At 62.9% G+C, this 12,592-nt stretch carries 12 protein-coding genes; 9 read left to right on the top strand and 3 right to left on the bottom strand.

Annotated features, from left to right (window positions below):
- The coding region (locus YY7_RS0137235) for a GDP-mannose 4,6-dehydratase (RefSeq protein WP_028167640.1) at positions 1–197 on the bottom strand (197 nt) is incomplete at its 3' end.
- Between the two features lie 152 nt (positions 198–349).
- A complete protein-coding gene (locus tag YY7_RS0137230; protein ID WP_028167639.1) occupies positions 350–1,024 on the bottom strand; it encodes a Crp/Fnr family transcriptional regulator in 675 nt (224 codons plus the stop codon).
- Between the two features lie 333 nt (positions 1,025–1,357).
- Here YY7_RS0137230 and YY7_RS0137225 point away from each other — a divergent pair, with 333 nt between their 5' ends.
- From YY7_RS0137225 to YY7_RS0137200, 6 genes are all read left to right on the top strand, one after another.
- Entirely contained in the window at positions 1,358–2,179 is an 822-nt protein-coding gene (locus YY7_RS0137225) for an ABC transporter ATP-binding protein (RefSeq protein ID WP_035691877.1), read from the top strand.
- Positions 2,176–4,104 carry a long-chain fatty acid--CoA ligase gene (locus YY7_RS0137220; protein WP_028167637.1) on the top strand — a complete coding sequence of 643 codons (1,929 nt, stop codon included), beginning with the start codon at positions 2,176–2,178 and terminating at the stop codon, positions 4,102–4,104. Before YY7_RS0137225 ends, YY7_RS0137220 begins: the two co-directional genes overlap by 4 nt.
- 223 nt (positions 4,105–4,327) lie before the next feature.
- The gene (locus tag YY7_RS0137215; protein ID WP_028167636.1) at positions 4,328–5,221 is read left to right on the top strand and encodes a branched-chain amino acid ABC transporter permease; all 894 of its coding nucleotides are present in this window, start codon (positions 4,328–4,330) and stop codon (positions 5,219–5,221) included.
- A gap of 2 nt (positions 5,222–5,223) precedes the next feature.
- Positions 5,224–6,297: a branched-chain amino acid ABC transporter permease gene (locus YY7_RS0137210; protein ID WP_028167635.1), complete on the top strand. Its 1,074-nt coding sequence runs from the start codon at positions 5,224–5,226 to the stop codon at positions 6,295–6,297.
- A 49-nt stretch (positions 6,298–6,346) separates the two neighbouring features.
- Positions 6,347–7,630, top strand: a complete 1,284-nt coding sequence (locus tag YY7_RS0137205; protein WP_028167634.1) for an ABC transporter substrate-binding protein — start codon at positions 6,347–6,349, stop codon at positions 7,628–7,630.
- Positions 7,631–7,771: 141 nt separating this feature from the next.
- On the top strand, positions 7,772–8,611 hold the full coding sequence (locus YY7_RS0137200; RefSeq protein ID WP_028167633.1) for an ABC transporter ATP-binding protein: 840 nt from the start codon (positions 7,772–7,774) through the stop codon (positions 8,609–8,611).
- 14 nt (positions 8,612–8,625) lie between these two features.
- Here YY7_RS0137200 and YY7_RS0137195 read toward each other — a convergent pair whose 3' ends face one another.
- Positions 8,626–9,768 (bottom strand): AGE family epimerase/isomerase, encoded by a 1,143-nt coding sequence (locus YY7_RS0137195; RefSeq protein WP_433994552.1) that lies wholly within the window; start codon positions 9,766–9,768, stop codon positions 8,626–8,628.
- Between the two features lie 102 nt (positions 9,769–9,870).
- On the opposite strand from YY7_RS0137195, the gene YY7_RS0137190 reads away from it, so the two are divergent.
- From YY7_RS0137190 to YY7_RS0137180, 3 genes are all read left to right on the top strand, one after another.
- A complete protein-coding gene (locus YY7_RS0137190; RefSeq protein ID WP_028167631.1) occupies positions 9,871–11,100 on the top strand; it encodes a phenylacetate--CoA ligase family protein in 1,230 nt (409 codons plus the stop codon).
- Positions 11,101–11,545: 445 nt separating this feature from the next.
- The gene (locus YY7_RS61000; protein WP_155255475.1) at positions 11,546–12,079 is read left to right on the top strand and encodes a hypothetical protein; all 534 of its coding nucleotides are present in this window, start codon (positions 11,546–11,548) and stop codon (positions 12,077–12,079) included.
- Entirely contained in the window at positions 12,063–12,572 is a 510-nt protein-coding gene (locus YY7_RS0137180; RefSeq protein WP_028167629.1) for a DUF5681 domain-containing protein, read from the top strand. Before YY7_RS61000 ends, YY7_RS0137180 begins: the two co-directional genes overlap by 17 nt.
- The last annotated feature ends 20 nt before the right edge of the window (positions 12,573–12,592 follow it).

Genomic DNA, 12,592 nt, shown 5'->3' with positions numbered 1-12,592 from the left:
AGCAGGAACGGCACGTTGCCGACATGGGGATCCTGGTAGAGATGATCGACGCGCGCCGTATTGAACGACGACGAGCGACGCTTGATGCCATGGACCGTGTAGCCAAGGCCGAGCAGATATTCAGCGAGGTAAGCGCCGTCCTGACCGGTGGCGCCCGTGATAAGCGCGACACGTCGCTTGGAGTCCTGAACCGGCATGTCCTCTCCGAGGGCGCGGAACTGCGCCAGGTTGCGAATGGTCCGGTCTGTAGCATCCGGCCTCCGCGAAGTCTAATGCCATAACCCCGTTTGGATTCAGGACCTTAGGCGCGAGCTTTCGGGCAAGCACTGCGCCGGGCCAGCCGGCTGGACTATTCGCCGTAGTGGCGGAGACGTTCGAGGTCGACGATGGTCACGCCGCCATATTCCAGCCGCAGGAGCCCCTCCTTCTCCAGCCGCTTCAGGCACTGGTTCGCATTCTGCCGCGAGATGCCGGAAAGCGCTCCGATTTCCTCCTGCGTGATCTCGAGATGGCGCGACAGCTCGGGGTAGAGAATTGGATTGAACAGAGAGGCGATGGAACGCGCCAGTCGCGCGGTCGCATCCAGGGTACGGCCATATTCCAGCAGCGCAATGAACTGGCCAAGCCGCTCGTTGAGCTGCGCCACCAGGAAACGGTTGAACGCCACGCTGTTCTCGAACAGCCAGACGAAGGTCTTGCGGTCCATCATGGCCAGCCGCGTGTCACGCAGCGCCACCACATCGTAACGCCGCGCTTCGTTCTTCAGCACCGACCCCTCGCCGAACCAGGCGCCGGCGGTCAATCCGGCGAAGCTTGCGGCCTTGCCGCCGCGGGAGACGATGCCCATCCGCGCCAGCCCCGTCACCACGCCGGTCCAATAGTCAAAACGGTCGCCGCGCATGAAGATGAATTCATTGGTGCCATAGGATTTCTCGGTAATGCCGCTGCGCGCGACCTCGATCTCGCGGTCATCCAGCTCACGGGACCAGGCCGCGATGCGCTTCAGGTAATCGGCAGCAATCATGATCCCGTTGACTGTCGTCCGTCTCGTTATGTTGCGTCGCAACAATACACAGGCCGAACGAAATTTGGCGGCCAATTGTCGGGCACAAGACATTTCACCGTATCGCTTTGCCCTATGGAGGGCTACCGGCGCAATGTCATCTGCACGACACGCGTGGAAGTGCGGACGGGGCAAAGTGCCGGCTGCGGCGTTACCGCGCATGAACGGTGGGGTCCGCAGTGGAACGAGGCACCATTAGTCGGATGGCTTAGCCGGAACGGCCGATGTAAGATTATCGCTGTCTTTGCAACAAGAGACACAGAGCGCGTGAAGCGCCGCTTCTGGAGGGAATAGGTGGATTACACGTTGGAGGTGCGCGGGGTGTCGCTGCGCTTTGGTGGCGTCCGTGCGCTGACCGAAGTGAGCTTTGGCATCAAGCCCGGCGAATTGTTCTCCATCATCGGCCCCAACGGCGCCGGCAAGACCTCGATCGTCAACTGCATTTCCGGCCGCTACAAGCCGACCGAAGGTCAGCTTTTCTATCGCGGCAAGGATATCACGGGTCTCAATCCGAACGCCCGCCCCTCGCTCGGCATCGGCCGCACCTTCCAGAATCTCGCGCTGTTCCATCACATGAGCGTGCTCGACAACATCATGGTCGGCCGCCATCACCTGCTGAAGAACAATTTCATCACTGGATCGCTGTACTGGCTGACCGGCGCGCGGCGCGAGGAACTCGATCATCGCCGCAAGGTCGAGGAGATCATCGATTTCCTCGACCTGCAGTCAGTGCGCAAGGCGACCGCCGGCACGCTTCCCTACGGCCTGCGCAAGCGCGTGGAACTTGCCCGCGCGATGGCGCTCGAACCGCAATTGATCCTGCTGGACGAGCCGATGGCCGGCATGAACTTCGAAGAGAAGGAGGACATGACGCGCTACATCGTCGATCTCAACGAAGAGTTCGGCATGACCGTCGTGATGATCGAGCACGACATGGGCGTGGTGATGGACATCTCCCACCGCGTCATGGTGCTCGATTTCGGCCGCAAGATCGCCGAGGGCGATCCGGCGACCGTGCTCGCCGATCCCCATGTCAAGCGCGCCTATCTCGGCGAAGAGGACGAGGCACTGATCGATCCTGATCACGTGCCGCTAGCGCGGGAGAGCGTGGCATGATGGACTATGCCGGACGCGCCGCGCAGGCCGACACCTTCCCGAAGATATTACGGCTGAATGCGAGGGAGCATGGCCGCGAGATTGCGCTGCGCGAGAAGGATCTCGGCCTGTGGCGCGAATTCACCTGGGACGATTACCAGGCCCGCGTGCGCGATTTCGCGCTCGGCATGATCGAACTGGGGCTGGGCCACGGCGACGTGATCGGCATCATCGGCGACAACCGTCCGGACTGGGTGGCCGCGGAGATCGCCACCCACGCGATCGGCGGCATGAGCCTTGGACTTTACCGCGACGTGCTCGATGAGGAAGCGGCCTACCTGCTGAACTATGGCGAGGCGAAGCTGGTGTTCGCCGAGGACGAGGAGCAAGTCGACAAGCTGCTGGGGCTCGCCGACCGCGCGCCGCAGTTGAAGCACATCATCTATTCCGATCCGCGCGGCATGCGGAAATATGACGACCCGCGCCTGATGGAAGCGAGCAAGCTTGCCGGCTTCGGCCGCGAGCGCGCCGCGTCCGAGCCGGGCCTCTATGATGCGCTGGTCGATGCCACTGGCGGCGAGGATGTCGCGATCCTCTGCACGACATCCGGCACGACGGCCAATCCGAAGCTGGCGATGCTTGCGGCCGGCCGCGTGCTCAAGCACTGCGCGACCTATCTCTCCTTCGATCCGAAGGGACCGGACGATGAGTATGTGTCGGTGCTGCCGCTGCCCTGGATCATGGAGCAGGTCTACGCGCTCGGCAAAGGTCTGCTCTGCCGGATGAAGGTCAACTTCGTCGAAGAGCCCGACACCATGATGCACGATTTCCGCGAAATCGCGCCGACGTTCGTGCTGTTCGCGCCTCGGGTATGGGAGGCGATCGCGGCAGACGTGCGCGCCGACGTGATGGACTCGTCGCCGTTGAAGCAAAGGCTCTACGAGCTCGGTATGAAGACGGGACTTGCCGCGCTCGAGCAGGGCAAGCGCTCGGTGGTCGCCGACCAGCTTCTATTCCGCGCGCTCCGCGACCGGCTCGGGTTCACTCGGCTGCGTTCGGCAGCCACCGGCGGCGCCGCGCTCGGCCCCGACACCTTCAAATTCTTCCGGGCAATGGGCGTGCCGCTGCGTACGCTCTATGGCCAGACCGAATTGCTCGGCGCCTATACGCTGCATCCGCCCGGCGCAGTCGATCCCGATACCACGGGCATCGCGATGGCCGAGACGATCGAGATCCGGGTCGACAATCCCGATGTCAACGGCGTCGGCGAGATCGTGGTGCGCCACCCCAACATGTTCTTAGGGTATTACAAGAACCCGGAGGCATCTGTGGCGGACATCCAGGATGGCTGGATGCGCTCCGGTGATGCCGGCTATTTCAACGATAACAACCAGCTCGTGGTGATCGACCGTATCAAGGATCTCGCCGAGACCTCGCGCGGCGATCGCTTCTCGCCACAATATATCGAAAACAAGCTGAAGTTCTCGCCCTATATCGCGGAAGCGGTGGTGCTCGGCGCCGGCCGCGACGCGCTCGCCTCCATGATCTGTATCCGCTACTCCATCATCTCGAAATGGGCGGAGAAGAGCCGGATCTCGTTCACGACTTATAGCGACCTCTCCTCGCGTCCCGAGGTCTATGCGCTGTTGCGGAAGGAAGTCGAGACCGTCAACGCCTCGCTGCCGCCGGCCCAACGGATTTCCCGCTTCCTGCTGCTCTACAAGGAACTCGACGCCGACGACGGCGAACTGACCCGCACCCGAAAAGTGCGCCGTGGCGTCATCAACGAGAAATACGCCGACATCATCGACGCGATCTATCGCGGCGACGCGAATATTCCGGTCGATACCGTGATCCGCTTCCAGGATGGCACGACCCAGCGCGTGCGGACCACGCTGAAGGTGGTGAACATGGTGGCTGCGGCGACTGCGGAGGCTGCGGAATGAGCGATCAGCAACAGCAACGCGCGATGCGAGTTGTGGTGCCCTCTCCCCTTGTGGGAGAGGGCTGCTCCGCAGGCAGACAAGGCCTCGACAGGGTGAGGGGTTCCCTCTCCACACTTCCGATGCGGAGACGACCCCTCACCCGGCTTCGCTTCGCGAAGCCACCCTCTCCCACAAAGGGAGAGGGTGCAGCGACGTTCCTCTGTTTCGTTAGTCGCAAATCAACATGAACACCCAATTCCTGCTCCAGCTCCTGATCAACGGCCTCGTGGTCGGCACGCTCTACGGCGTGGTCGCGATGTCGTTCGTGCTGATCTACAAGGCGACGCAGGTCGTGAACTTCGCGCAAGGCGAACTGCTATTGATCGGCGCCTGGGTGTGCTGGGCACTGCTCGCCAAATACCAGGTGCCGTTCTGGCTGGGTATGCCGCTCACGCTGGTGTTCATGTTCATCTTCGGCATCGCGATCCAGATCGTGATCCTGCGGCCAATGATCGGCGAGCCAATCATCTCCGTCATCATGGTGACGATCGGGCTCTCCACGGTCTTCCAGGCCGCGCTGAAATGGATGTTCGGCGTCAATCCGCAGCCGTTCCCGCGTGTGTTCCAGAGCCAATCTGTCCACCTGTTCGGCCTCCAGATCCAGACCGTCTACGTGATGAGTCTCGTGGTTTCCATCGCGATGATGATCGGCATGGCCTGGTTCTTCCGCGCCTCCAAATACGGCTTGGCGATGCGGGCCACCGCCTACAATCAGCAGGTCGCGCAGTCGCTCGGCATTTCCGTGAAAAGCGTGTTCGCGATGGCCTGGGCGATCTCGGCGACCGTATCGGCGGTCGCGGGCGTCGTCGTGGCCGTCGTCAACGGCGTCTCTTCCGGCCTCTCCGCCTACGGCATCAAGGTATTTCCGGCGGCGATCCTCGGCGGGCTCGATTCGGTCGGCGGCGCAGTGCTCGGCGGCATCATCATCGGGCTGCTCGAGAATGTCGCGCAATATGTCGACAGCCAGTACCTGCACTGGGGTAATCTCTACGAGATCGCGCCGTTCTACGTCTTGATCATCATCCTCATGATCAAGCCCTACGGCCTGTTCGGCACCAAAGACATTGAGCGGGTCTGACCATGGCGACGCGTTCCCTAATCCCCTCCGGCGACTTCCGCACCACCTATGCGGCCGACACCACGATCTTTCCGACCATCACCAGCCGCAATTTCGCGATCGCCGGCATCGTGCTGGCTTGCCTTGCGCCTTATGTCTTCTCGAACTACTGGCTCAGCATCTCGATCCAGATCGGCATCTTCGCGATCGCGGCGCTCGGCCTCAACGTGCTGGTCGGCTTCACCGGGCAGATCTCGATCGGCCACGCGGCGTTCTTCCTGCTTGGCGCCTTCACTTCGGCCTATATCTCGAACAATGCGCCGATCCCGGTGTTCTTCGCCATTCCACTTGCGGGTCTCGTCACCGCGCTGGTCGGCCTGATCTTCGGCGTGCCGGCGGCACGGCTCAAGGGACTTTATCTCGCCATCGCCACGCTCGCCGCACAATACATCCTGCTCGATTTCTTCTCCCGCGCCGAATGGTTCTCCGGCGGCTCGGTGCCGGCGAGCGCCGAGCCATTTTCGATGTTCGGCTACACACTGCGCGGCGACCGCCTGTATTTTTATGTCGTGCTGGCTTACCTCATCGTCAGCTATCTTCTGGTCACCAATCTGATGCGCACGCGCGACGGCCGCGCGCTGATCGCGATCCGCGACCATTATCTTTCCGCTGAGATCATGGGCATCAACCTCACCAAATACCGAACGCTGTCGTTCGGTATTGCCGCGTTCTTCGCCGGCATCGCCGGCGCGCTCTATGCGCACTATCAGCTTGTCGTCTCGCAGGAAGGCTTCGGCATCGAGCGCTCCGTGCTGTTCCTGGCCATGGTTATCATCGGCGGCACCGGCTCGGTGATGGGCACGCTGATGGGCACGGCCTTTGTGGTGCTGCTGCCGGAGGCAATGGAGTGGCTCAGCCTGCAATTGAAGGGGAGCGCGATCGACAGGGCGCTGGAGCTCAACAACAACATCACGTTCCTGCGCGAGATCGCGATCGGGCTGATCATCATCGCGTTCCTGATGTTCGAGCCGGACGGGCTCGCGCACCGCTGGCGGCAGATCAAGGCATATTGGAAACTTTACCCGTTCTCGCATTAAGGTCGGGCAAGAATTACAAACCTATCAACGAATAACAGGAGGAAAGACCATGACGATTAGATCCCTTTTGAGCACGGCCTCGTTGGCACTGCTGATCGGCGGCGCATCGGTGGCGGCGCAGGCCCAGATTGCGATCGGCCACCTCGCCGATTATTCCGGCGGCACCTCTGATGTCGGCACGCCCTACGGCCAGGCCGTCGCTGACACCTTCGCCTGGGTCAACAAGAACGGCGGCATCGGCGGCAAGAAGCTCAATGTCGATACCAATGACTACGGCTATCAGGTGCCGCGCGCGATCGCGCTTTACAAGAAATGGTCGGCGCCCGACAGCAAGGTCGCGGCGATCATGGGCTGGGGCACCGCCGATACCGAGGCGCTGACCGGTTTCCTCGCCCAGGACAAGATCCCGGATATCTCCGGCTCCTATGCGGCAGCATTGACCGATCCGGTAGGCAGCAGCGGCAAGGCCAAGCCCGCGCCCTATAATTTCTTCTATGGTCCGAGCTATTCTGACTCGCTGCGCGCCATGCTGATCTGGGCGGCGGATGATTGGAAAGCCAAGGGCAAGCCGGGCAAGCCCAAATTCGTCCATATGGGCGCCAACCACCCCTATCCGAACGCACCAAAGGCGGCCGGCGAAGCGATGGCCACCGAGCTCGGCTTCGAGGTCCTGCCGCCGCTGGTGTTCGCGCTCACCCCCGGCGACTACTCGGCGCAATGCCTCAGCCTGAAGAGCTCCGGCGCCAATTACGCCTATCTCGGCAATACGGCGGCCTCCAACATCTCCGTGCTGAAAGCCTGCAAGGCGGCCGGCGCCGACGTGCAATTCCTCGGCAACGTCTGGGGCATGGATGAGAACGCGGCCAAGACCGCCGGCGATGCCGCCGACGGCGTGATCTTCCCGCTGCGCACCGCGGTCGGCTGGGGCGGCGATGCGCCCGGCATGAAGACGGTGATGGAAATCTCCAAAATGTCGGATCCCTCCGGCAAGATCTACCGTCCCGTGCACTACATCGCCGCGGTCTGCTCCGCCCTCTACATGAAGGAGGCGATCGAATGGGCCGACAAGAACGGCGGCGCCACCGGCGAGAACGTCGCGAAAGGCTTCCACCAGAAGAAGGACTGGGTGCCATCAGGCATGGAGGGCGTCTGCAACGCCTCGACCTGGACCGAGAAGGACCATCGCCCGACCACGAAGGTCGATCTCTACCGCTCCAAGGTCACGGGCTCGACCGACGGCGATCTCAACGACCTGATGGGCAAGGGCGTGATCAAGCTCGAGAAGGTCAAGACCGTGGAGCTGCCGCGCAAGCCGGAATGGCTGGGGTGGTAAACTTCATCCCCCATACGCGAGCGTCATCCCCCGCGCAGGCGGGGGATCCAGTACGCCGTGGCATCGGATCTGATCGCAGGCGTCTCTGGAATACTGGGTCACCCGCCTTCGCGGGTGACGACAGTCTGAGGTGATCCCAAAATGACCCAAACCGTCGAAGCAACTCACCCGGCACCGACTGCGGTCCCTGCGCCGCCCCTCCTCAGCGTCAACAACATCGAGGTCGTCTACGACGACGTCATCCTGGTGCTGCGAGGACTGAGCCTCGAGGTGCCCGCGGGTTCGATCGTGTCGCTGCTGGGGGCCAACGGCGCGGGCAAGTCGACCACGCTGAAGGCGATCTCGGGGCTGCTCAAGACCGAAGACGGCGAGGTGACGCGCGGCGAGATCATCTTCGACGGCGAGCGCATCAACGGCATCGATCCCGATAAGATCGTCCGCCGCGGCATCTTTCAAGTCATGGAGGGGCGCCGCATCATCGCCGACATGACGTCGCTGGAGAATCTGCGGCTTGGCGCCTTCACCCGCAGCGACGGCGAGGTCAATGCCGACATCGACATGGTCTTCAACTATTTCCCGCGCCTGAAGGAGCGCACGGGGCTCGCCGGCTATCTCTCCGGCGGCGAACAGCAGATGCTGGCGATCGGCCGCGCGCTGATGGCGCGCCCGAAGATGATCCTGATGGACGAGCCGTCCATGGGTCTGTCGCCGCTGCTGGTCAAGGAAGTGTTCGCCATCATCAAGGAGATCAACCGCGACCTCGGCGTTACCATCCTTCTGGTCGAGCAGAATGCGCGCGCGGCGCTTTCAGTGGCGAGCCACGGCTACATCATGGAACAGGGCAAGGTGGTGCTCGACGGAACCGCCGACGAATTGCGCGACAACGAGGACGTCAAGGAATTCTACCTCGGCGGCGCCGGCGACCAGCGCAAGAGTTTCAAGAACCTCAAGAGCTTCAAGCGGCGGAAGCGGTGGCTGTGAGCGCAGCCGGGTGCCTATTGCAGCACCTGCTCTGCTTCCGTAACCGCGCAAAGAACATGATAGAACGAAGACGCAGGGATGGTGTCGACCAGCGACTTGCCGTCGCGGTCGAACTGATCGTACCAGCCGCCCGCAACAGGGTGGCTCAGATAATGCCGCTCCAGGCGCGCCAATGCGGCGCGCGCCTCGTCGGCGGCAGCCGCCTCGCCGGCTTCGGCCTGCGCGATCCAGGCCTTGGCAATCTCGCTCTGCGGCCACAGGCGCCGAGAGTGACGCCGGATACGGCCCTCGACACTACCCTCGTCGGTGAGGCAGCCGGTCGCCTCGTCGCGGTAGCGCAGCGCCGACGCCAGCAATTCGCCGCGATAGCGCCCCGTCGGACAGCCCGTGATCCGTTCAAATCCCTTCAAGAGCCAGACCCATTCGGCCAAATGTCCGGGTTCGACGCTAATGGGCGGAATTTTGGACCAGTCGTCTTCAAAATATTCGCCAAGCACCTGGGTCTGCTTGTCATAGAGATTGGCAAGGAACAGCGCGAAAAACTCGCCGGCGCGTTGCTGGAACGCCAGATCATGCGTCGCGTCGAATACGGCGATCATCGCCTCGAACAGATGCATCTGCGGATTTTGCCGCCGCGGCAGGGATGCCGGCGCCCCCTCGAGAAAGCCGCCATTCGGCGAGCGCAGGTGCCCGTCGAGATAGGCGAGCAGCGCATCGATCTCCGAGCGCACCTGCGCGTCGCGATCAAGTCCGTAAACGGTGGCGAGCGCGAGCAGCACGAAGGCGTGGTCGTAGGTGTCGCGCCGCGCGTCGAGCACCCCGCCGTCGGCCGTCAACCTGTGGACAAAGCCCGGGCGGCCGTCCGGCGCCTTCGCCTTCGTCAACAGGTGATCGAGCCCCTTCAGGGCGATCTCGCGGCCTTCGGCGTACCAGCCCATCTGCGCGGCTTTGGCGTAGCAGTAGATCTGCCGGGCCTGAACGAAGACGCGGCGCGGCGCGAGCCGATCGGCGCGGCCGTCGGGGTCGAGCCGGTCGACGAAGCCCCCACCGTCCCAGCCTTCCGTGCACCACAACGGCAGGCAGTGCTCGATGACGCGACGCTTCAGCCTGCCGACGACGTCGGTATCGGAAGGGCCGCTCGCCGCGGCGGTCTGCATGTCTGCCATTGCACTTCCCGGAGCATCGCCAGTTCGGCGGGAAGCCGTCTGATAGCACGTCGAAAGCGGAGCGCAATTGGCGCGAACCCGTGAGGATCACCCATGACGGATCACTATGACGCCCGCGAAACCCGCGATCCCGCCCAGCGCGAGGCGGAACTGTTCGCCCGCCTGCCGGAGGTCCTGCGGCGGGCCATGGCGGCTCCGGCCTATGCCGACCGCCTCAAAGACGTCGATCCCGCCACCATCACCAGCCGCGCTGCGCTGGCGCGCCTGCCGGTGCTGCGGAAGTCGGAACTCCCGGCCCTGCACAGGGCCGCCCCGCCCTTCGGCGGTTTCGTTGCCGGGCCGCCTGGATCGTTTGCGCGCCTGTTTACGTCGCCCGGACCGATCTTCGAGCCCGAGGCCGCCCAGGGCGACGCCTGGCGCGGGGCGCGGGCGCTGTTTGCGGCAGGCTTTCGTCCGGGCGACGTGGTGCTCAACACCTTCAGCTATCATCTCACCCCGGGCGGCTTCATCTTCGATACCTCCGCCCGGGCGCTCGGCTGCGCCGTGATCCCTGCGGGCCCCGGGAATACCGAGCAGCAATTCAAACTGATCGAGGCCTACCGGCCAATCGGCTACAGTGGCACGCCCGATTTCCTGAAGATCCTGGTCGACGCAGCCGCGAGTGCCAGACGCGATGTGTCCTCGATCAAGCGGGCGCTGGTGTCGGGGGCGGCTTTTCCGAAGTCGCTGCAGGAGGAGATCAAGTCACGCGGCATCGAGGCCTATCAGGCATTCGGCACCGCCGATCTGGGCATGGTCGCGTTCGAGACCGAGGCCCGCGACGGCATGGTGGTCAACGAGGAGCTGATCCTCGAGATCGTCAGGCCCGGCACCGGCGACCCCGTCGCGGAGGGTGACGTCGGCGAGATCGTGGTCACCTCCCTCGACCCGCACCACCCCTGGATCCGCCTCGCACTGGGCGATCTTACCGCGGAGCTGCCCGGCGCAAGCCCGTGCGGGCGCACCAACATGCGGATCAAGGGCTGGATGGGGCGCGCCGACCAAACGACCAAAGTCAAAGGCATGTTCGTGCGACCCGAACAGATCGCCGAGATCGGCAAGCGTCATCCGGAGCTCGGGCGGCTGCGCCTGGTCGTGACACGTTCCGGCGAGACCGACGTGATGACGCTGAAGGCAGAAGCAGTCGCGGCAAGTGCAGCCTTTCAGAGCGAGCTCGCAGCGACCCTGCGGACCGTGACCAAGCTCGGCGGCAACGTCGAACTGGTCGGCGCCGGCGCGCTGCCGAACGATGGCAAGGTGATATCGGACGAAAGGGACGGCTAGCGACCGTCTCGAGCGACCTTCATCCGCACCTGAGCTGTTTACCCCGAACGGGAATTAACAGGGCAAAACGCGCAAATCGCACGTCTTCATGTGCCTTGTGATTGCAAAAAATCCCCGTTCTTCGGGACTTCTCGCACATCTTCCCGTACGAAATTTGACGGGAATTACCGCCAGCGCAAACGGGATGGTTAACGCAAAGCTCGGGATGGGCCTATCATCATGCTGCATTTCTGCAGCCCCAAATATGTTTGACGCCTGTAATTTTATCTCCTACATGAGCGCTAGCGAACCGGCCTCCCGAAACAAGACGGGATTTGGCGGCGAAGCTCAGAAACCCAGAAAGCAACTGATGACGATTGGACGCGGATAACCGCGCCTCGGCGTGCTGTGGGTCTCTGCAATTTCAGAACACCCTCTTCGCTCCGGGTCGCAAGGAGCGAGGAGAATGAGTAAGGACGATACAGCAGGCGAAGCTGGCTCGGCTCACGGCTATGAGGTGGGCTACGGCAAACCGCCCAAAGCCACCCGGTTCGGGGTACGCCCACAGCCCCTGCGCGCAAAAAGACCTCCGACGTCCGATAGGCCGGGCTCCGATCTTGATCTTACGGCCCTGCTCGATCGGCCAATCGTGGCCAACATCAACGGTAGAAGGACTAAACTTCACCTGCATGAAGCCATGCTGCATGGCCTGTTTCGCCGTGCCGTGGCCGGCGAAATCCGCGCGATGAAGCTCTTCCTGCAAGAATGCAAACGGGCCAAATTGCTGGAGCCGCCCCCTCAGCAGCCGAGCAGCGGCGTTATCCAAATTCCAAGCGGCGTGCCGATTGAACTTGGATCCCGCCTTGTCCGCCTGGTGGGCCTGCCGCCGTGGGACGAAGAGACTTTCAGCCGCTTCAAGGTCGAATATGAACGCGACGTCGCTCATCTGAAGGAATTGAAAGAGCAAGCAAAGGCGATGTACCGTGAGCAAAACCGATAACGGCGCCTCGGCCGAGGGGCGCGTTCCGCCGCCAACCAAAATGCGATTCCGCAAAGGACGATCAGGCAACCCGCGCGGCCGGCCCAAAGGCGCGGTTAGCCTCGAGCGATTGACCCGCGATTTCGCGTTGAAGACGCAGACCGTCTCGGTCTCGGGCAAACCGGAACGGATGAATCGACTTCAAATCGCAATCCTCAAGCTGAAGGCTTTGGCTGCGACCGGACAGCCTGGGGCGGTCGCCTTGCTCGACCAATTGCGCGGCACCATAACGGCGAAAGAACCCGAGCATAACGGCGGCTTCCTGGTTGTGCCGGCGACGGCCGCAAGCGTAGAGGAATTCGTCGCCGAGATGGTCGAGCGGGACAAGGATAAGGTCGAGCCCGGCACGGAGGTTAACGTCGAGAGCGAGGAATACCTCAAAGCGGTCCGAGGCGAGCCCTCGCCTCTTGGCGAGGCGATGAGGGCGTTTGAACGCAAATATAGCGGAAGATAGTACCGATCCGGGAGGAAGCG

The organism is Bradyrhizobium elkanii WSM2783 (genome assembly GCF_000472865.1).
Taxonomy (GTDB): domain Bacteria; phylum Pseudomonadota; class Alphaproteobacteria; order Rhizobiales; family Xanthobacteraceae; genus Bradyrhizobium; species Bradyrhizobium elkanii_A.
The sequence above is the reverse complement of the archived record's forward strand: the minus strand, read 5'-3'. Positions and strand labels throughout refer to the sequence as shown.